General features: G+C 71.6%; 19 protein-coding genes. 15 read left to right on the top strand and 4 right to left on the bottom strand.

Annotated elements, in window-relative coordinates:
• The first annotated feature begins 33 nt into the window (after positions 1-33).
• The 4 genes from tsaB (at position 34) to DAI20_RS01590 (ending at position 3,341) form a co-directional block, all read left to right on the top strand.
• Complete coding sequence (gene tsaB / locus DAI20_RS01605; protein WP_108248834.1) at positions 34-678, top strand: tRNA (adenosine(37)-N6)-threonylcarbamoyltransferase complex dimerization subunit type 1 TsaB; 645 nt, start codon at positions 34-36, stop codon at positions 676-678.
• Complete coding sequence (gene tsaD, locus DAI20_RS01600) at positions 675-2,243, top strand: tRNA (adenosine(37)-N6)-threonylcarbamoyltransferase complex transferase subunit TsaD (protein ID WP_108248833.1); 1,569 nt, start codon at positions 675-677, stop codon at positions 2,241-2,243. The genes tsaB and tsaD overlap by 4 nt, the downstream gene beginning before the upstream one ends.
• 84 nt (positions 2,244-2,327) lie before the next feature.
• A complete protein-coding gene (locus tag DAI20_RS01595; protein WP_108248832.1) occupies positions 2,328-2,795 on the top strand; it encodes a DUF4190 domain-containing protein in 468 nt (155 codons plus the stop codon).
• Between the two features lie 114 nt (positions 2,796-2,909).
• Positions 2,910-3,341, top strand: coding sequence for a DUF4190 domain-containing protein (locus DAI20_RS01590; protein ID WP_108248831.1), 432 nt, complete (start codon positions 2,910-2,912; stop codon positions 3,339-3,341).
• A gap of 132 nt (positions 3,342-3,473) precedes the next feature.
• Here DAI20_RS01590 and DAI20_RS01585 read toward each other — a convergent pair whose 3' ends face one another.
• Complete coding sequence (locus DAI20_RS01585) at positions 3,474-4,676, bottom strand: class I SAM-dependent methyltransferase (RefSeq protein WP_108248830.1); 1,203 nt, start codon at positions 4,674-4,676, stop codon at positions 3,474-3,476.
• A 135-nt stretch (positions 4,677-4,811) separates the two neighbouring features.
• On the opposite strand from DAI20_RS01585, the gene groES reads away from it, so the two are divergent.
• The 4 genes from groES to DAI20_RS01565 all read left to right on the top strand — a co-directional run bounded on the left by groES (position 4,812) and on the right by DAI20_RS01565 (position 9,370).
• Positions 4,812-5,108: a co-chaperone GroES gene (gene groES / locus DAI20_RS01580; RefSeq protein ID WP_108248829.1), complete on the top strand. Its 297-nt coding sequence runs from the start codon at positions 4,812-4,814 to the stop codon at positions 5,106-5,108.
• Between the two features lie 221 nt (positions 5,109-5,329).
• Positions 5,330-6,268, top strand: coding sequence for an EamA family transporter RarD (rarD, locus tag DAI20_RS01575; protein ID WP_108248828.1), 939 nt, complete (start codon positions 5,330-5,332; stop codon positions 6,266-6,268).
• A gap of 123 nt (positions 6,269-6,391) precedes the next feature.
• Entirely contained in the window at positions 6,392-7,693 is a 1,302-nt protein-coding gene (locus DAI20_RS01570) for an ABC transporter substrate-binding protein (protein ID WP_108248827.1), read from the top strand.
• A 303-nt stretch (positions 7,694-7,996) separates the two neighbouring features.
• A complete protein-coding gene (locus tag DAI20_RS01565) occupies positions 7,997-9,370 on the top strand; it encodes an HNH endonuclease signature motif containing protein (RefSeq protein WP_108248826.1) in 1,374 nt (457 codons plus the stop codon).
• Between the two features lie 387 nt (positions 9,371-9,757).
• Here DAI20_RS01565 and map read toward each other — a convergent pair whose 3' ends face one another.
• Positions 9,758-10,528: a type I methionyl aminopeptidase gene (gene map, locus DAI20_RS01560; RefSeq protein WP_108248825.1), complete on the bottom strand. Its 771-nt coding sequence runs from the start codon at positions 10,526-10,528 to the stop codon at positions 9,758-9,760.
• A gap of 67 nt (positions 10,529-10,595) precedes the next feature.
• Here map and DAI20_RS01555 point away from each other — a divergent pair, with 67 nt between their 5' ends.
• Positions 10,596-10,898 carry a helix-turn-helix transcriptional regulator gene (locus DAI20_RS01555; RefSeq protein ID WP_108248824.1) on the top strand — a complete coding sequence of 101 codons (303 nt, stop codon included), beginning with the start codon at positions 10,596-10,598 and terminating at the stop codon, positions 10,896-10,898.
• A gap of 129 nt (positions 10,899-11,027) precedes the next feature.
• On the opposite strand, the gene DAI20_RS01550 is transcribed toward DAI20_RS01555, so the two are convergent.
• Together DAI20_RS01550 and DAI20_RS01545 are read right to left on the bottom strand one after the other, a co-directional pair.
• Positions 11,028-11,402, bottom strand: a complete 375-nt coding sequence (locus DAI20_RS01550) for a GntR family transcriptional regulator (protein WP_108248823.1) — start codon at positions 11,400-11,402, stop codon at positions 11,028-11,030.
• A complete protein-coding gene (locus DAI20_RS01545; RefSeq protein WP_159084873.1) occupies positions 11,399-12,454 on the bottom strand; it encodes a hypothetical protein in 1,056 nt (351 codons plus the stop codon). Before DAI20_RS01545 ends, DAI20_RS01550 begins: the two co-directional genes overlap by 4 nt.
• Positions 12,455-12,697: 243 nt before the next feature.
• Between DAI20_RS01545 and DAI20_RS01540 the strand changes: the two genes are divergently transcribed.
• The 6 genes from DAI20_RS01540 (at position 12,698) to DAI20_RS01515 (ending at position 18,542) form a co-directional block, all read left to right on the top strand.
• On the top strand, positions 12,698-13,453 hold the full coding sequence (locus DAI20_RS01540) for a DUF1684 domain-containing protein (RefSeq protein ID WP_108248821.1): 756 nt from the start codon (positions 12,698-12,700) through the stop codon (positions 13,451-13,453).
• A gap of 44 nt (positions 13,454-13,497) precedes the next feature.
• Entirely contained in the window at positions 13,498-15,036 is a 1,539-nt protein-coding gene (locus tag DAI20_RS01535; RefSeq protein WP_108248820.1) for an ABC transporter substrate-binding protein, read from the top strand.
• Between the two features lie 71 nt (positions 15,037-15,107).
• Positions 15,108-16,010: an ABC transporter permease gene (locus DAI20_RS01530; protein WP_306766448.1), complete on the top strand. Its 903-nt coding sequence runs from the start codon at positions 15,108-15,110 to the stop codon at positions 16,008-16,010.
• A complete protein-coding gene (locus DAI20_RS01525) occupies positions 16,007-16,894 on the top strand; it encodes an ABC transporter permease (protein ID WP_108248819.1) in 888 nt (295 codons plus the stop codon). The genes DAI20_RS01530 and DAI20_RS01525 overlap by 4 nt, the downstream gene beginning before the upstream one ends.
• Positions 16,891-17,733: an ATP-binding cassette domain-containing protein gene (locus DAI20_RS01520; RefSeq protein WP_108248818.1), complete on the top strand. Its 843-nt coding sequence runs from the start codon at positions 16,891-16,893 to the stop codon at positions 17,731-17,733. The genes DAI20_RS01525 and DAI20_RS01520 overlap by 4 nt, the downstream gene beginning before the upstream one ends.
• Positions 17,730-18,542, top strand: a complete 813-nt coding sequence (locus tag DAI20_RS01515; RefSeq protein WP_108248817.1) for an ABC transporter ATP-binding protein — start codon at positions 17,730-17,732, stop codon at positions 18,540-18,542. The genes DAI20_RS01520 and DAI20_RS01515 overlap by 4 nt, the downstream gene beginning before the upstream one ends.
• Positions 18,543-18,635: the final 93 nt, after the last annotated feature.

Here is an 18,635-nt window from a genome sequence, read left to right as displayed (position 1 = left end):
GGACCACGCGCGGCCGGGCCGTAAACTTGACCGGTGCTCCTCGCCATCGACACCTCCGCTGGCACGAGTGTCGCCGTCGTGGACGTCGCGACGGGCATCGCCGTCGAGCGGAGCGTCGACGACACCATGCGGCACGCCGAGGTGATCGGCGCACTCGTCCGCGACTGCCTGCAGGAGGCGGGCGTGAGGCCGGGCGACCTCGACGCCGTGGTGGCGGGCATGGGCCCCGGACCCTTCACCGGGCTCCGCGTCGGCATCGCCGCCGCCCGCGTCTTCGCCTTCGCCCGGGGAGTCCCGCTGCTGCCGGTGATCAGCTCCGCCGCGATCGCCCTCGACCACTACGCCGGCAGCGGGGCGAGCGCCGGCGGGACCGGCGGGCCCGTGCTCGTCGTGACGGATGCGCGCCGCCGCGAGCTGTACTGGTCGATCTTCGACGCCCCGGGTGCGACGGGCGTCCCCGCCCTCGTCGACGGTCCGGGGCTCGCGGTGCCGGCGGACGTTCCTCCGGGCGCGAGCGGGACCACCCGCATCGACGCGGCCCGGGTCTCCGCCGCCGCCCTGGGGCGCCTCGCCGAGCGGATGCGCGCCGCGGGCGCCGCCTTCCCCGCGGATCAGGCGCTCTACCTGCGCACCCCCGACGTCACCCCGGCCAAGGGCCCGAAGCGGGTGACGGCGTGAGCGCGCGGTTCCGCCGCGCGACCAGCGCCGACCTCGCCGCGATCATGGCCATCGAGCGCGCCACCTTCGCCACCGACGCGTGGTCCGCCGCCACCATGGCGGGCGAGCTCGACAGCCCGCACACCCACTACCTGGTCGTCGAGGACGACGCCCGCCCGGATGCCGTGGTCGCCTACGCCGGCCTGCTCGCGCCGCAGGGCGCGTCCGAGGCCGACATCCAGACCATCGCCGTCGTGGAGGAGGCGCGCGGCACCGGTCTGGGCCGGGCGCTGATGCGCGACCTCATCGCCGAGGCGGACCGCCGCGGGGCGACCGAGGTCTTCCTCGAGGTGCGCGCGGACAACCCCGCCGCGCAGGGCCTCTACCGCTCGCTCGGCTTCGAACAGATCGCGACGCGGCCCCGGTACTACCAGCCGGACGGCGTCGACGCCCTCGTGATGCGCCTTGGGCTCCCGGCGGACGCCGTCCCGTCCCCGGAAGCTCCGGGTACACCGGACGCCGCCCCGCGCGACCCGCTCGTGCTCGGCATCGAGACCTCGTGCGACGAGACCGGGGTCGGCATCGTGCGCGGCACCGCCCTTCTGGCCAACGTCATCTCGTCGTCCATGGACGAGCACGCCCGGTACGGCGGGGTCGTGCCCGAGGTCGCGGCGCGGGCGCACCTCGAGGCCATCGAGCCCACCATCCGCGCGGCCCTCGCCGAGGCCGACGTGCGACTCGAGGACATCGACGCCGTCGCCGTGACGAGCGGACCCGGGCTCGCGGGTGCGCTCATGGTCGGCGTCGGGGCCGCGAAGGCGCTCGCCGTGGCCCTCGACCGGCCGCTGTACGCCGTGAACCACCTCGTGGGCCACGTGGGCGCCGACCTGCTCCGGGCCGACGGAACCGAGGGCGCGGAGCTCGAGCTGCCCACCATCGCGCTGCTCGTGTCGGGCGGACACACGTCCCTGCTGCTCGTGCGCGACCTCGTGTCGGACGTCGAGCTCCTGGGCGAGACGATCGACGATGCCGCGGGCGAGGCGTTTGACAAGGTCGCGCGGGTGCTCGGCCTGCCCTATCCCGGCGGACCGGAGATCGACCGGGCGGCCGCGCAGGGCGATCCGCGCGCCATCCGGTTCCCCCGCGGCCTCACCCAGCCGAAGGATCTCGCGAGGCACCGCTACGACTTCTCCTTCTCCGGCGTGAAGACCGCGGTGGCGCGGTGGGTCGAGGCGCGCCAGGACGCGGGCGAGCCCGTGCCCGTTGCGGACGTCGCCGCAAGCTTCCGCGAGTCCGTCGTCGACGTGCTCACGGCGAAGGCCGTGGCAGCGTGCATCGATCACGGCATGCCCCGTCTGCTGCTCGGCGGCGGCGTCGTCGCGAACGCGCGGCTGCGACAGCTCGCCGAGGACAGGTGCCGCTCGGCGGGCATCACCCTGCGCGTGCCGGCGCTCTCGCTCTGCACGGACAACGGCGCCATGATCGCGGCGCTCGGCGCTCAGCTGATCCGGGCCGGTCACGCGCCGTCCGGGCTCGACTTCGGCGCGGACTCCACGCTCCCCGTCACGGACATCCAGGTCGCCTGACCGCGGACCTGCGGGCGTCGTGGCCGATTGACACCCCTTTCCGGCCGGTGTCACTATGGCACCGCAACCACAGGAGGCACGCCCATGAGTCACCCCTACGATCCGCAGGACCCCCAGCAGCCCGGCCAGCCCCCGTACCCGCAGTCCCAGTCGGACCCGTACTCGCAGAACCCCTACTCGCAGGACTCCTCCTCGCAGACGCCGGGCTCCGGTTCGGGCTCGCAGGATCCGTACGCGCAGTCGCCGTACTCCTCGTCGTCCTACGGCGCCCAGCAGTACTCGTACGGGCAGCAGACCGCCCCCACCAACGTGCTCGCCATCGTCGCCCTCGTGAGCGCGTTCTTCATCCCCGTCGCCGGCATCGTCTGCGGGCACCTCGCGCTCGGCCAGATCAAGCGCACGGGCGAGAACGGCAGGGGACTCGCGCTCGCGGGCCTCATCATCGGGTACGTGCTCACCGCGCTGATCGTGCTGATGATCGTGCTCGCCATCATCATCCCCCTCTTCATCCTCGGCACGGTCGGCACCGTCAACGGCATCCCGGTCGGGTGATCGGGCGGCGCCTCGCGCCCTTCCCTCGTGCGGCCGTGCGCCGCGCCGGGCCGGAGCGGGTAGCCGCGCCGACGGCTCCGCGACTGTAGATTCGCCCTGAGGAAAGGAACACCCATGACCGACCCCAACAACCCCAGCGGGCCGTCGCACGACCAGCCCTACATCCCGCCGGCCCCGCCTGCGCCCTCCTACTCCGCCGGGGCGGGGGCTCCCGGCCAGTCCCCGTACACGACGCCCTACGGTTCCGGTCCCGCCGGCGTACCGGACAAGAAGCCTCTGAGCATCACGTCCATGGCGCTCGGCATCGCGAGCACCGCCCTCAGCTTCCTGCTCGTGCTGTGGTTCCTCTCGATCCCGCTCGGCATCGCCGCCATCGTGCTCGCGGTGCTCGGGAAGCGGAAGGAACGCAACGCCAAGGGCTTCTGGCTCACCGGTCTCATCACCGGCATCGTCGGCATCGCGCTGTCGCTGCTGATCGTGATCCTCGGCGCCATCGCGATCGCTGCGTTCCAGAGCAACCCGGAGTTCAGCACCGTCAATCCGTAACGGATCGGCGACCGGATCGAGCGGGTGATCACCTTCGGGTGGTCACCCGCTCGTCGCGTTTGGGCCGTCGGCTCGGGCGGTGCGCCCGGCGCGCGCTCCGGTTCGCTCTAGGGCTCGAGCTCCGGCTCGTGCTCAGCCCGCGAGCGCGTCGAGGCGGTCGGCGAGGATCGCGGTGTGCCGCCCGGCGACGCGGGTGGCGATGAGCGTCGCGCTCGCCGTGCCCTTGAGGGCGAGCCGCTTGCGCAGGGCGGCCGGGTCGAGGTCGATCCCGCGCTTCTTGATCTCGAGCGTGCCGATGCCGCGGTCGCGCAGCAGGCGGCGCAGCTTCGCCTCGTCGAAAGGCATGGTCTCCCGCACCCGGAACCCCCTGAGGAAGGGCGAGCGCACCGGCTGGTCCGACGTGAGCCAGGCGATGCCCTCGCTCAGCATCCCGGCGCCCGTCGAGCGGGCGAGGTCACCGATCAGGCGCGAGCGGATGACCGCGCCGTCGGGCTCGTACACGTACTCGCCGAGCGGGCGCACGTCCGCGTCCTCGCTGTCCGCGCCGGCCACGAGTTCGGCGGCCGTTCCCCCGGCCAGCACCAGGGCGGCCCGGCGCACGCCCGGCCGCGCGACGGCGCCGAACCACAGCCCCATCTCGACGAGCTGACCGTCGACCGAGACCCACTGTGCCTCCGCGTCCGCCGGGATCAGGTCCCGGTCGAGGCCCGGCCCGAGCTTCACGCCGGTGGGCCGGTCGCGGGCGCGATCGAACGCGAAGTCGAGGGACGGGCTGTAGGAGTTTGGATCGGTAAGGCGTGCCGTCTGCCCGTGCCCGCTCGTGCGCCGCGCGGGGTCGAGGTAGAGCCCGTCGACGCGGGACAGGTCGACGTCCTCGGCCCGGCCGTGCTCGACGGTTGCGTTGGGGAAGGGGGCGAGGTTGTAGCTCGCGAGGACGGCGGTCACCTCGTCCGCGTCGACCGCGAGCACGTCGAGGTCGAGCGCGGCGAGCGCCATCGCGTCGCCACCGAGTCCGCAGCCCAGATCGGCGACCCGGTGCACCGCCGCGTCCCGGAAACGCCGGGCATGCAGGGCCGCCACGGGGAGCCGGGTGGCCTGCTCGAGCCCGGCCTCGGTGAAGAGCATCCGGGCGGCGAACGCGCCGAACTTCGGAACGGCGCGCGCGCGGAGCCGCGCCTGAGTCAGTACGGTGGCGACGAGGCCGGGGGAGTGTCCGAGGGCGCGCAGCTTCGTCACCGTGGAGAGGGCGTCCTTCCCGTCCCCGTAGTCGGGGAGGGAGTCGAGCAGCCGGAGCCCGTCCGGCGAGAGCAGCTCGACGAGATCACCCTTGTCCATGGGGCCACGCTAGCAAGGCGCCACCGCTGGCACTCGCGTTGCAAGAGTGCAAGGCCACCCCCTACACTCGTGTTAGCACTCTCCATACGAGTCTGCTAACCCAAGATTTCCGTCGTAAGAAAGAAGAGGTCAAACGTGTCGGTCTCCATCAAGCCGCTCGAGGATCGCATCGTCATCAAGCAGGTCGAGGCAGAGCAGACCACCGCGTCTGGGCTGGTCATCCCTGACACCGCCAAGGAGAAGCCCCAGGAGGGCGAGGTCGTGGCAGTCGGACCGGGCCGCATCGACGACAACGGCAACCGCATCCCGCTCGACATCTCGGTCGGCGACAAGGTGATCTACTCCAAGTACGGCGGCACCGAGGTGAAGTACGGCGGCGAGGAGCTGCTCGTTCTCTCCGCTCGCGACGTGCTCGCGGTCGTGGTGCGCTAGCTTCCACGCTTCTCGAGGAACCCGGTCGACTCGTCGGCCGGGTTCTTCGTCGTTCCGGCCGGTTGTCTCGGACGGCGGTTCTTCCGGCCCGTGCAGCCCTGCCGGCCCTTCCCGCCCGTGCGGCCCGCATCCCGGCGCTCGGGTCCACCGCCGCGGCATTCTGGCGGTCGCCCGCCCGTCGGCGGCAGGATGTCGTCGACGGCCGCGGCTAGCATCGTGAGGTGACCCAGACCCGCACCCGCACAGGCCTCCTGTACGCGGTCTCCGCATACACGCTCTGGGGAATCCTGCCCGGCTACTTCCTGCTGATGGCGCCCGCCACGGCATTCGAGGTGGTCGGCTGGCGCGTGCTGTTCTCCCTCGTCTTCTGCGCCCTCCTGATGACCGTCACGCGGGCATGGCGGGCGCTCGCCGCCGTGGTCCGGCAGCCGCGCGTGCTGCTGACCATGGGGCTCGCCGGGCACCTCGTGCTCGTCAACTGGACCGTCTACGTCTACGGGACGCTGAGCGGCCACGTCATCGAGACGGCGCTCGGGTACTTCATCAACCCGATCGTGACCGTGCTGCTCGGGGTCGTCCTGCTGCGCGAGAGGCTGCGCCCGATGCAGTGGGCCGCCGTGGGCCTCAGCGCCGTCGCGGTGCTCGTGCTCACCATCGCCTACGGGGCCCTGCCCTGGATCGCGCTCGTGCTCGCGGCGAGCTTCGGCCTCTACGGCCTCATCAAGAAGCAGGTGGGGGACCGGGTGGACGCCCTGACCGGGCTCACCCTGGAGACCGCGTGGCTCGTGCCCGCCGCCGTGCTCATGCTGTTCATCGTCTCAGGAACGGCGGGCATCACGTTCGGCACGGTGAGCCCGCTGCACACGATCGCCATCCTGAGCGCGGGCGTCGTGACGGCCGTGCCGCTGCTGCTGTTCGCATCCGGCGCCCGTCGCCTGCCGCTGACGTACATGGGGCTGACTCAGTACCTCGCCCCTGTGCTGCAGTTCCTGTTCGGCGTCTTCATCGTGCGGGAGGAGATGCCGGCGGAGCGCTGGATCGGCTTCGGGCTGGTCTGGCTCGCGCTGCTGCTGCTCACGGTCGACATGTTCGTCTCGGCGCAGTCGCGCAGGCGAACGGCGGCGGCGCCGCCGGAGGCCGCTTCGGTCACGGCCAGGTAACGATCCGACCGCGTTACACGCGCGTAACAACGTTGTATTGTGCCGGGTCCATTCGCTCTATACGGTGAACCACCATGTGCGGGTTCTCCCGCGCCTATCTCCATCCCTTACCAGAGGAGCACCGTGAGCGTATTCCCGAAGGCCTCGCTGCCGTCCCGCTCGAAATCATCCACCATCGCGAAAATCGCCGCCGCTTCGGCCGGACTGCTGCTGCTGGCGTCCTGTTCCAGCAGCCCGGCGGCGGACGACAGCGCCGAGCCCGAGGAGTCCTCGGCCCCCTCGTCGCCCGCTCGCGAGGCGGACGGCGTCCTGACCGTCGGCACGATCCTGCCCCAGACCGGGAACCTCTCGTTCCTCGGCCCGCCCGAGTTCGCGGGTGTCGACCTCGCCGCCGCTGAGATCAGCGCCACCGACTTCGAGTTCGACGTCAATGTCGTCGACCGCGACTCCGGTGACGCGGACACCGACATCGCCACGCAGTCCGCGGGCGAGCTGATCGACCTGGGCGCCGACGTGGTCGTCGGAGCAGCGTCGTCCGGTGTCTCGTTCACCTTCGTCGACCAGCTGGTCGACGCCGGCGTCGTGCAGATCTCCCCGGCCAACACGTCGCCCGACTTCACGGACTACGACGACAACGGGTTCTACTGGCGCACCGCTCCGAGCGACGTGCTGCAGGGCCGCGTGCTCGGCAACCTGATGGTCGGTGACGGTGCTGAGAACGTCGGCATCATCTACATCAACGACCCGTACGGCATCGGTCTGCAGGAGAACGCCACCACGGCGATCGAGGACGCGGGCGGCACCGTCACCGCCGCGGTCCCCTACAACACGGGTGACACGCAGTTCGCGGCCATCGTGGACGAGGTGCTCGCGAGCGACCCCGACGCCGTCGCCGTCATCGCGTTCGCCGAGACGTCGTCGATCATCCCGGAGCTCGTCAACACCCAGGGCTTCCCGGGCAGCGGCGTCTACTTCGTGGACGGCAACCTCTCGAACACCTACGAGTTCCAGCCCGGAACGCTCGAGGGCGCGAAGGGAACCCTTCCCGGCAACTTCGCCACGGAGGAGTTCCGCGCTCGCCTGCTCGAGGTCGACCCGGCGCTGACTGACTTCAGCTACTCGGCCGAGTCGTACGACGCCGTGATCCTGTCCGCGCTCGCCGCGGCGCAGGGCGGTTCCGACGACCCGACCACCATCCGCGACAACCTCAAGGACGTCTCGGCTGAGGGCACCAAGTGCGAGACCTTCGCCGACTGCCTCGAGCTGGTGAAGAACGGGGAGGACATCGACTACGACGGCCCCTCCGGTCCCATCACGTTCGACGACAACGGTGACCCCACCGAGGCGTACATCGGCATCTACCAGTACGCCGCGGACAACAAGTACGCGCCGCTGAACGCCGAGTTCGGCAGCCTCGCGGAGTAGTCCGAAAGGTGCGACCCGAAGGGGGCCCGGCTTCGGTCGGGCCCCTTTTGCGCGCCCGCCGCACAATGCAGTGGGTGCGACACGGTCCCTGAGCTTGTCGAAGGGACGCACCGGGAGACACCTCGGGTCGTCCCGGACACGGTCCCTGAGCTTGTCGAAGGGACGCGAGATGCCCTGCCTCGGGCTGTCCCCACACGGTCCCTGAGCCTGTCGAAGGGACGCCATGGACGCTCGCCCGTATTTCTCCACATTGTCCACAGGAACGGGGAGGTCGGTGTCGGTGGCCGGGTTTTCCCTGGACGCATGACCGAACGAACCGCTCTCCCCGACCCGATCCCACGCGACGAACCACCACCTCAGCAGGTGGCAACCGACACGTTCCTGGCGATGATCGACGCCATCACCGCGGCCGAGCGCATCATCCGGCTCGGCCACTCCCTGAGGGCCGAGGCCATCGACCGCGCCCGCCTCTGGACCGAAACCACGGACCTCTCCGTTCCCACGACGGGCGGCCCGCGGTGGTTGCCCACGGTGGCCGGACGTCGGGTCCTGACGACCGAGGTCGCTGCTGCCCTGCGCATCTCCGAGCGCGCCGCGGAGCGTCTCATCGCCGAGAGCGAGGCGCTGCTGCACGACCTGCCCGCGACCCAGGAGGCGCTGCGTCAGGGCCGGATCGGCTACCGGCAGGCCCAGGTCCTCATCGACCACACCACCACGCTCCCGCCGGCCGGAGTGGCCGCCGTGGAGGAGGCCGTGCTGGCCAAGGCGGAGCACCTGACGGTGCCGAAGCTGGACAAGGCGACCCGGGAGCTACGGGAGCGGCTGCACCCCGAGTCGATCCAGGAGCGGCACATCGCGTCAGTCGCCGACCGGCACATCGAAACCTGCCCGGCAAAGGACGGGATGGCCTGGCTCAACGCCTACCTCCCGGCACCGGAGGTGCTCGGCATCGCCAACCGGCTGCGCGATATCGCGGAGCAGCTCAAGGCCGAGCCTGGGGAGGAGAGGACGCGCACCCAGTTGATGGCCGACGCGTTCACCGACCTCCTCTTAGGCGGCATCACCACCCCTGCAGCCTCCGACGTTGTGGAGGAGAAGTCGACCCGCCGAATCGACGCGCCCATCGGAGTCGGCATCCGGCCCCGCGTGCTCGTGACGGTGCCGGTGCTCACCCTTCTCGGGAAGAGCGAGGAGCCCGGCACCCTCGAGGGCTACGGACCGATCGACGCGGACACCGCCCGGAGAATCGCGGCGAGGGCGCCGAGCTTCACCCGCATCCTCACCCACCCCGAGACCGGCACCGTGCTCTCCGTCGGGCGCGACCGATACGCAGTGCCGAAGGACCTGCGGACCTGGTTGCGGGTTCGGGATGAGACGTGCCGCTTCCCGGGCTGCAACCGGAATGCCGGTCGGGCGGACGTCGACCACGTCACCGACTGGCAGTACGGAGGAGGGACCGACCACGGCAATCTCGTGCACCTCTGCCGATCGCACCACCGGGTGAAGCACCACACCGCCTGGTCGTCGAGGTCAGCCAGCGGCGGGAGGGTGCGCTGGCTCTCCCCGAGCGGACACGAGTACGAGACGCAATCGGCGACGCAAATCCCAACACCGAAGCGGGACCGGAAGCTGCGGCAGGGGAGTCCGGCACCGGTCCCGGACGAGCCGCCGTTCTAGTACGCGGTTCTGTTCAGGAGGCACCGCACGTCGCTTCGACGGGCTCAGCGACCGTGGGGCCGCCCCCTGCGCGCACGGCACGACCATGCGGTCCCTGAGCTTGTCGAAGGGACGTTCCCGGTCGGGCTGTGCCTCAGGGCCTTCCGGGGAGCGTCACGTCGCTTCGACAGGCTCAGCGACCGTGGGGTCGCTTCGGCGCGCTCGGGGCCGCCATACGGTCCCTGAGCTTGTCGAAGGGACGTTCCGGTTGTGTCGGCGGGTGGGTCGCGTCGCTTCGACGGGCTCAGCGACCGTGAGGCCGGCTGTCGGACGCTCGGAACGATCCGTCCCCGCATCCGCCCATCGCAGCACCCCGTCACCTCACCGCATCACCGCCGCATCACCGCATCACCGGGGGAGGGTGAGGATCTCCGCTCCGTGCTCCGTGATCGCGATCGTGTGCTCGCTGTGCGCCGTGCGGCAGCCCGTCGCGCTGCGGAGCGTCCAGCCGTCGGGGTCCGTGACGAGTTCGGCGGTGTCCGCCATGACCCACGGCTCGAGTGCCAGCAGGAGCCCGGGGCGCAGCCTGTACCCGCGACCGGGCCGTCCGGTGTTGGTCACGTGCGGATCCTGGTGCATGGTCGATCCGATGCCGTGGCCGCCGAACTCGGTGTTGATGGAGTAGCCGGCCTCGCTCAGCACCGACCCGATGGCATGCGAGAGATCGCCCACGCGAGCGCCGGGGCCCGCGGCGGCGATGCCCGCCGCGAGCGCTCGCTCGGTCGCGTCGATCATCGCGACGCTCTCCGCGGGCCGCGACTCTCCGACGAGGAAGCTGATCGCGGAGTCCGCGGCCATCCCGCCCGTGGAGACGGCCAGGTCGAGCGTGAGCAGGTCGCCGTCCGCCAGCCGGTAGTCGTTCGGCCGCCCGTGCAGCACGGCGTCATTCACGGCCGTGCAGATGTAGTGGCCGAACGGACCGCGCCCGAAGGAGGGCGCGTAGTCGACGTAGCAGGACTCCGCACCGGCCTCGAGGATCATGCTCCGGGCCCAGTCGTCGATCTCCAGCAGGCTCGTGCCGACCGTGCTGCGGCTCTTCAGGGCCTGCAGAATGGTGGCGACGACCGCGCCCGTCTCGCGTGCGGTGCCTACCTCGGTGGGTCCCAGGATCTCGATCATGCTGCACCTTCCGTTGCTTACCCAATAACTATACCGGCCATATCATCCCGGTACTACTATTGGTCGCATGGTCCGGTTGCCCCTCACTCCCGCGGAGGTCGAGCGCGGTCAGCGCCTCGGTGCCCTGTTGCGCCGCGCCCGTGGCGAGCGCTCGATGCTCGATACGGCGCTCGACGCCGGCGTCTCACCGGAGACGCTTCGGAAAATCGAGTCGGGGCGAGTGGCGACCCCCGCGTTCCCCACCATCGCCGCGATCGCCGACGTGCTCGGCCTCTCGCTCGACGAGGTCTGGGCCGAGATCCGGCCGGCGGAGGGTGCAGCCGAGCAGAGCGCGTCCGGCCGCCGCACCCCGGGGCGACTCGCCTCCTAGGGCGCGGGGTCGCGGCTGAAGCGGGAACACAGTCGACGCTGAACCGCGGCCGACGCGGCACCAAGGCGGACGCGGCACCAAGGTGGACACGGGGTGGCGGCCGACGCGGCACCGAGGTGGCCGGCGGCCTCAGGCGGAGCCGCCCCCGGCGTGCGCCCGCGGCCAGGCGTGGGCCAGGAGGCCCTGCGCCTCGGACAGGCTCAGCCCCTCCCGCTGGGCGGTGCGGGCGAGCTCCTCGGCCGCGCCGAGCAGGGGCCGCGTGGTCGCCTGGCCGGGATTCACGCGCGTGCCCGCCGCCCGTGCCGTGCGGACGAGGCCGGCCGACTCGAGATCCCTGTACGCCTTCGCGACCGATCCCGCGGCGACCCGGAGGTCCGCGGCGAGCTGTCGCACGGGCGGCAGGCGCGTGTCCGCGGGAAGCTGGCCGGCCCGGATCTGCGCCGCCAGCTGCGAGCGGATCTGCTCGACCGGTGAGGTCGGGGATGCGGGGTCGACGCTGATCATCGCGCCTGCGCGAGGTCGAGACGCTCGCGCGGCGCCCGTCTCGCGGCCGAGAGCCGGCCGACGACGGCGACCGATTTCACGAGCAGCACCACGGCGGCGACCGCGACGACGAGCGCGAGGAGGATCAGCGCCAGGGCGAGGGTGTGCCCCGGCTCCACCGGCACGGTGCCCGGCACGGCGTTCGGATCCGCCGTCGGCACGGTGTCCAGGTGCGACGCCCGGAGCACGGTTCCGCTGATCAGCGCCAGCCCAGCGATCTGAAAGGCCAGGGCGGCGCTCGACGCGGCCATGATGAAGCGGGTGCGCAGCCCGCGCAGCGCGGTGTCGACCGCGAACAGGTCGGCGCTCGCCGGCCGGGCGGCGCGGGCCGCGCGGAACAGTGCCCAGTACACCGCCGCCACCAGCAGGGCCGTGCTGATGATCACGGGGACGCCGTAGTACCAGCCCGGGAAGGGGCCCGACGACGAGAGGCCGTACTGCACGTCGACGACTCGGCCCCCCTCGGTGCTCCAGCCCGAGAGCGACCGCCGTTGGAACACGCGGTGCAGGCCCTTCTCGTCGGTGGCAGAGAAGACGCCGGCGAGCAGGAGGCCCGCGACGAGCGCGCAGGCGGCCGCCGCGGGGAGGGCGAAGACCCACTGACGCGCGAACGACATCGGCCCGCGCGGGGACAGCTCGGCGACAACGGGACCGTCGCCGCCGACGTGCCAGGAGGGGCGGGGCAGGAGTGTGTACGCGGCGAGGCCCGCGACGGCACCCACGCTGCCCGCGAGCGCGTAGGGGAGGCCGTAGCCGCGACCCCACGTGGCGCCGATGGCGATCAGGAGGCCGGCGACCGCGACGCCGACGAGCAACGCCACGAGCGCGGCGCGAGCCTCGGCCCGGAATGCCCGCTGCGTCGCCTCCCGACCCGCGGCCCCGGCCGGGACGGCGTCCGCGCCGGTGGGCGCCTCCGGTCGAGGTTCACCGAACGCCCTCCGCAGCAGCGCCCACAGTGCGATCGCCAGGAGCGCCACGGCGCCGATCGCCACAAGGCCCGACGCTGATCCCACGGGGTGTCCCTTCTCGACGGCTTGTACCGTGCGAGCAATACAAGCGTGCGGAGACCGCTTGTGTCAATGGTGAAGTACAAGCAACACGGGAATATCGAGCTCCCGCGCGGTCTTGGGTGTTGTGGCCACGAATTGCTGCGCACGGATAGCTCCGCAACGCACGGCATCGCCTGTGCACCGCATTGCTACGCCGCGTGTCGCGGCCGACCGGCGAAGGAAAGCCGCCACGAGAGGATGAATGCCATGACGACAGAGGCGCCGAACCGGGAGGACCTCTCCGTGGACGCGCGGCAGGCCCTGGACGCCTGGCACGCCGACCGCGAGGCCTTCGTCACGTCCCCCCTCGGGAACCTCGCGCTGGTGCAGACCGTCTGGTCCGGCCCCGGCGACCCCGAGGTGCCGGAGGAGGAGGCCCGAGTCGGCTGGCCCGCGCACGCCGCCCTCACGCGTCTCAGCCGCACGAACATCGACTCGGGCGAGACCGAGCACGGCTACCGCATCTGGCTGCAGGACTCGCCGGCGAACGAGGCCTTCGAGCGCATCGAGTCCTACGACTACGACCCGTCCTGGGTGCTCGACGCCACCTTCGAGCACGTCGACGACGGGCGGACGATCCCGTTCGAGCACATCCGCGACGCCGGCGCGTCCCGCGCCCTGCCCGTGTCCGGGGACCTGGTGTTCTCCCGGGGCGACACCACGTACCGCATGAGCGCCTTCGACACGGCGGGCCGCCTGCAGCTCGTATTCGGCGACCCCACCAACGGCTCCGAGACCTACGGCGCGGGCCGCTTCCTCTACGTCGACCTGCCCGGCGATGCGGCGGACCGCGTGCCCGGCACGGTCATCCCGCTCCGCATCGACTTCAACCGGGCCTTCGTGCCGCCCTGTGGATTCTCCACCGGCATGAACTGCCCGCTCCCTCCGCGGCAGAACCGCTTCACCGAGCCCGTGCGGGCCGGCGAGAAGCGGGTCGTGTTCCGCGACGGCTTCACCCTCTGACCACCGCTTCCCCCTCACGAATCACGAACGAACCAGGATCCGCCATGCCACGACGAACGTCCCCGAGGTCACTCGCCCTCGCCGTCCCCTCCCTGATCGCCATCGCCGCGCTCACCGCGTGCGCGGGGGGCCAGTCCGCCGCGCCGTCGGCGGGATCCGCGGGAGCCGGCTCCGCCGACCCCGACGCGGTCATCACGATCGGCTCGGAGAACGAGCCGACGAGCCTCGACCAGATCTTCGGCGGCAGCTCGGGCGTGACCGAGGCCTTCACCGGCAACGTGTACGAGGGCCTCTTCCGCATCACCGACGACGCCGAGGTCGAGCCGCTGCTGGCCGCGACGACCGACGTGTCCGAGGACGGCCTGGACTACACGTTCACGCTGCAGGACGCCGAGTTCCACTCCGGCGACCCGGTCACCGCCCAGGACGTGAAGTACAGCCTTGATCGCTTCATCAGCGAGCAGTCGATCGCGGCGCGCAAGCGCCAGCTGAGCGTCATCGAGTCGGTCACCGCCGTGGACGACAGCACCGTCGCCGTGCGCCTGAAGAGCCCGTCGATCAGCTTCACCTACAACCTCGGCTACGTCTGGATCGTCAACGACACCGCGGGCGATCTGACCGCTGCCGAGGACGGTTCCGGCCCGTACACGCTGACGGACTACCGCAAGGGCGACTCCATCAGCCTCGAACCCTTCGACGGCTACTGGGGCGACGCGCCCGCGAACGGCGGCGTCGTCTACCAGTACTACGCCGACCCCACCGCGCTCGACAATGCGCTGCTCACCGGCGCCGTCGACCTCGTGACCGGCCAGTCGACCCCCGACGCCCTGCCCCAGTTCTCGGACGAGAACAGCTTCACCATCATCGAGGGCACCTCGACGACCAAGAACCTGCTCGCGTTCAACGACCGCGTCGCGCCGTTCGACAACGTGAGCGTGCGCAAGGCCATCTACTCCGCCATCGACCGCGAGAAGCTCCTCGACTCGATCTGGGACGGCCGCGGCGAGCTCGTCGGCTCGATGGTGCCGCCGTCGGAGCCCTGGTACATCGACCTCGTCGACGAGAACCCCTACGATCCCGAGCTCGCCGAGTCGCTGCTCGCCGAGGCGGGCTACGCCGACGGCTTCTCCTTCACCATCGACACCCCGGACAGCGGCGTGCAGTCGACGGTGGCCGAGTTCCTGAAGAGCGAGCTCGCGAAGGTCGGCATCACGGTGGACATCCGGATCATCACCGACGACGAGTGGTACCAGAAGGTGTACACGGAGCACGACTTCCAGGCGACGCTGCAGACCCACGTCAACGACCGCGACATCAACTTCTACGCCAACCCCGACTTCTACTGGGGCTACGACAACGCGGACGTGCAGACCTGGCTCGCCGAGGCGGAGGCCGCGGCAAGCACGGACGAGCAGACCGAGCTCGTGAAGAAGGCCAACCAGAAGATCGCCGAGGACGCCGCGAGCGCGTGGCTGTACCTCGAGCCGCAGCTGCGCATCAGCACGGCGGAGATCACCGGCGTGCCGCAGAACGGCCTGAACTCGCTGTTCTACGTGTCGGGCATCGAAAAGGTGGCCTCATAGCCGCATACCTGGTCCGACGAACAGGACTGCTGATCCTGAGCCTGCTGCTCGCGATCACGGTCCTGTTCGTCGTGCTGCGCGTGCTCGGCAACCCCGTGTACGCGCTCATTTCCGTCGGGGCGACCGAGGAGGACATCGCGGCCGCCGCCGCGCGGCTCGGCGTGGACCGGCCCCTTCCCGTGCAGTTCCTCGACTACGTCGGACAGCTGCTGCGCCTCGACCTCGGCCGGTCGTTCACGAGCAACCTCTCCGTCGGGGACGAGGTGCTGCGGCGGCTGAACGTGACGCTGCCGCTGACCCTGCTGTCGTTCGCGCTGTCCGTGCTGATCGCGATCCCCGCCGGCTTCCTCGCCGCGTGGAAGGCGCGCACCTGGTACGGCACGGCGTTCTCCGCCCTCACGCAGCTGGCCGGCGCGATCCCCGTGTTCTGGGTCGGCATCCTCCTCGTGACCGTCTTCGCGCTGCGCGCGCGCATCCTGCCCGCGGGCGGCTTCCCGCGCACCGACTGGGAGGACCCGCAGGCCGCGCTGCGCGCGCTCGTGCTGCCGGTGCTGACCATCGCCATCGTCTCCGGCAGCGAGCTCGCGCGCTACGTGCGCAGCGCGAGTCTCGACGTGCTCGGCCAGACCTATCTGCGCACCGCGCGGGCCACCGGTCAGAGCTTCGCGGGCGCGCTGCTGCGCCACGGGCTCCGCAACGGCATCGTGCCCGTCATCTCCGTGCTCGCCATCCAGTTGTCCACCACGTTCGTCGGTGCGGTCATCGTCGAGAACGTGTTCGCCCTGCCGGGCCTCGGCGACATGCTGCTCGTCGGCATCCGGGAGCAGGACTTCCCGAGCGTGCAGGGCGTCCTCCTGTTCTCGACCGCGCTCGTGCTGCTGCTGGGCTTCGTCGCGGACGTGCTGCAGCGCATCCTCGATCCGCGCATCCGCGGCACCCTCTCCGGCAACCACCGCTCGAGGGCGGCCGCATGAGCGACCCCCGCATCCTCGGCGCCGACGCGGGCACGGCCGTGCGCGAGGCGCAGCGGCCCCCGCGCCCGCGTGGAGTCCGGTCGATCAACCTCGTCGCCGGTGCCGTGCTCTTCGGCGTCATCGTGCTCACCGCGCTCGTCTCCCTCGTCTACACGCCGTACGACCCCGCGGAGACCACCGGCGGGAGGCTGTCACCGCCCTCCGCGGAGCACCCCGCGGGCACGGACGTGCTGGGGCGCGACCTGCTGACCTTCCTCATGATCGGCGCCCGGCTGGCCATTGCCGTCGGCATCGGGTCGGTCGCGATCTCAGCCGTCCTCGGAGTCACCATCGGCCTCGTCGCCGCGTTCGCCTCGCGCTGGGTGGACGACGCCGTCAGCAGCCTGCTCGACATCGCGATCGCGTTCCCCACGGTGCTGCTCGCCATGCTCATCGTCGCCTGGCGGGGTGCGTCGCTCGAGTCCGCCATCCTCGCCATCGGCCTCGCGGGGTCCGCCGTCGTCGCCCGCCTCACCCGTATCGTCGGCACCCGCGTGCTGTCGGAGGCGTACATTACGGCTTCCCGCACCGCGGGCACGACAACGGCACGGATGCTCGTGCTGCACGTGCTGCCCAACGTATGGCCCACGCTCGTGGTGCCGTTCGCGCTGCAGTTCGGCGGCGCGGTCGTGGCGGAGGCCTCCCTCTCCTACCTGGGGCTCGGCTCCCCGCCGCCCAACGCCTCCTGGGGCCGTCTGCTGCAGGAGGCGCAGTCCACGGTGCTCGTGGCGCCCCTCGGCGCCGTGCTGCCCGGCGTGCTGCTCGTCGTCACGATCGTGGGCATCAACCTGCTGGCCGACGGCCTGCGCGACGTCGTCGACCCGTCGTCCCGGAGCGGACGATGAGCCGGGTGCAGGGGGCGGCGCCCCTGGTCGAGGTGTCCGGGCTGCGCGTGCACGACGGCGACCGGGAGCTCGTCGGGGCGGTGGACCTCCGCGTCGAGCCCGGCGACCGCGTCGGCATCATCGGGGAGTCCGGATCCGGCAAGAGCCTCACCGCGCTCAGCATGCTCGGCCTGCTGCCGCACCCCCTCCGCGCCAGCGGGACCGTTCTGGTCGGCGGCACCGACATGGTCTCCGGGGCGGGACGCGCCGGAGACCGCGTCCGCGGCTCGACGGTGACGGCCGTGTTCCAGGAGCCGCTCACCTCGCTCGACCCGCTGATGAGCGTGGGACGCCAGATCGCCTGGCCCCTCACCCGCCACCGCGGGCTCCGCGGCCGCGAGCTCCGCACGGCCGTGCTCGACGCCCTGAGCGACGTGCGGCTGCCCGACCCAGAGCGCGTCGCGCGCTCCTACATCCACGAGATCTCCGGCGGTCAGCGCCAGCGCGTCGCGATCGCGATCGCGCTCGCCTGCCGGCCGCGGGTGCTCCTCGCCGACGAGCCGACCACCGCCCTCGACGTGACCGTGCAGGCCGGCATCCTCGACCTGCTCGACACGGCCGTGCGGGAGCGCGGCATGGCCCTCGTGCTCATCAGCCACGACCTCGCCGTGGTGTCGCGCATCACCGACAGGGTCCTCGTGATGAGGAACGGCCGCGGGATCGAGCAGGGACCGGTCGCGCGCATCCTGACCGCACCCGCCGACCCGTACACCGAGCAGCTGGTCGCGTCGGCGCGGGCGCTCGAGGCGCACCTGCCCCCGGCCCCGGCCGGCAGCCCGTCCGGCGAGGGGCCCGCATGAGCGCACCCGCATCCGCATTCGGCGCTCCGGCGCCCGCATCGGCTCCCGCGCTGCTCGCCGCGGAGAGCGTCTCGTACCGCTACCGGCGCGCGGGCCATGACGTGCTCGTCGGCGTCGATGTTGCCGTGGGTCCCGGCGCGAGCCTCGGTCTGGTGGGGGAGTCGGGCGCGGGCAAGTCGACGCTCGCGCAGCTGCTCCTCGGGCTGCACGTGCCGACGGCGGGCCGCATCCTGTTCCGCGGCGAGCCGCTTCGGCTTGACGACCGCTCCGCGCGCCTCGCGTTCCGGCGGTCCGTGCAGACGGTGTTCCAGGACCCGTACTCCTCGCTCGACCCGCGCATGACCGTCGGCCGGTCCATCGCCGAGCCGCTCGTCTCGCTGGGCACGGCGCAGCGCAGCGCCGAGGACCGCCGTGCCCGCGTCGGCGCGCTGCTCGAGTCCGTCGGCCTGCCCGCCGACGCCGCCACGCGCTACCCGTCGGCGTTCTCCGGGGGTCAGCGGCAGCGCATCGCCATCGCCCGGGCCCTGGCGCCGGATCCCGCCGTGCTCATCGCCGACGAGCCGGTCAGCGCGCTCGACATGTCGGTGCGGATCCAGATCGTCGACCTCCTGCGCGACCTGGCGGCGGCGCGCGGGCTGAGCCTCGTGCTCGTCTCGCACGACCTCTCTGTCGTCGCGGCGCTGTGCGAGAACATCGCCGTGCTGCACGACGGGCGGGTCGTCGAGCAGGGGGCGACGGACGTGGTGCTCCGGTCTCCTGCGGACCCGTACACGCGGCGCCTCATCGACGCCATCCCGCGCCTGCCCTGAGCCGACGGGAACGAGGAAGCGCCCGGGCGGCGGGTGGCCGTCCGGGCGCTTCGTCGTGTCCTGCTCGCTACTCGGTGGGATCGATCGGCACGG

It is taken from the genome of Planctomonas deserti (assembly GCF_003067705.1).
In the GTDB taxonomy this organism is placed as follows: Bacteria; Actinomycetota; Actinomycetes; order Actinomycetales; family Microbacteriaceae; genus Planctomonas; species Planctomonas deserti.
The sequence above is the reverse complement of the archived record's forward strand: the minus strand, read 5'-3'. Positions and strand labels throughout refer to the sequence as shown.

Coding starts and splice junctions, on each gene's coding strand:
- DAI20_RS01520 (WP_108248818.1), top strand. CDS start 16,891: ATGAGCCGGGTGCAGGGGGCGGCGCCCCTGGTCGAGGTGTCCGGGCTG.
- map (WP_108248825.1), bottom strand. CDS start 10,528: ATGATCGAGATCCTGGGACCCACCGAGGTAGGCACCGCACGCGAGACG.
- DAI20_RS01595 (WP_108248832.1), top strand. CDS start 2,328: ATGAGTCACCCCTACGATCCGCAGGACCCCCAGCAGCCCGGCCAGCCC.
- DAI20_RS01525 (WP_108248819.1), top strand. CDS start 16,007: ATGAGCGACCCCCGCATCCTCGGCGCCGACGCGGGCACGGCCGTGCGC.
- DAI20_RS01590 (WP_108248831.1), top strand. CDS start 2,910: ATGACCGACCCCAACAACCCCAGCGGGCCGTCGCACGACCAGCCCTAC.
- DAI20_RS01565 (WP_108248826.1), top strand. CDS start 7,997: ATGACCGAACGAACCGCTCTCCCCGACCCGATCCCACGCGACGAACCA.
- DAI20_RS01555 (WP_108248824.1), top strand. CDS start 10,596: ATGGTCCGGTTGCCCCTCACTCCCGCGGAGGTCGAGCGCGGTCAGCGC.
- DAI20_RS01540 (WP_108248821.1), top strand. CDS start 12,698: ATGACGACAGAGGCGCCGAACCGGGAGGACCTCTCCGTGGACGCGCGG.
- DAI20_RS01550 (WP_108248823.1), bottom strand. CDS start 11,402: ATGATCAGCGTCGACCCCGCATCCCCGACCTCACCGGTCGAGCAGATC.
- DAI20_RS01515 (WP_108248817.1), top strand. CDS start 17,730: ATGAGCGCACCCGCATCCGCATTCGGCGCTCCGGCGCCCGCATCGGCT.
- DAI20_RS01585 (WP_108248830.1), bottom strand. CDS start 4,676: ATGGACAAGGGTGATCTCGTCGAGCTGCTCTCGCCGGACGGGCTCCGG.
- DAI20_RS01535 (WP_108248820.1), top strand. CDS start 13,498: ATGCCACGACGAACGTCCCCGAGGTCACTCGCCCTCGCCGTCCCCTCC.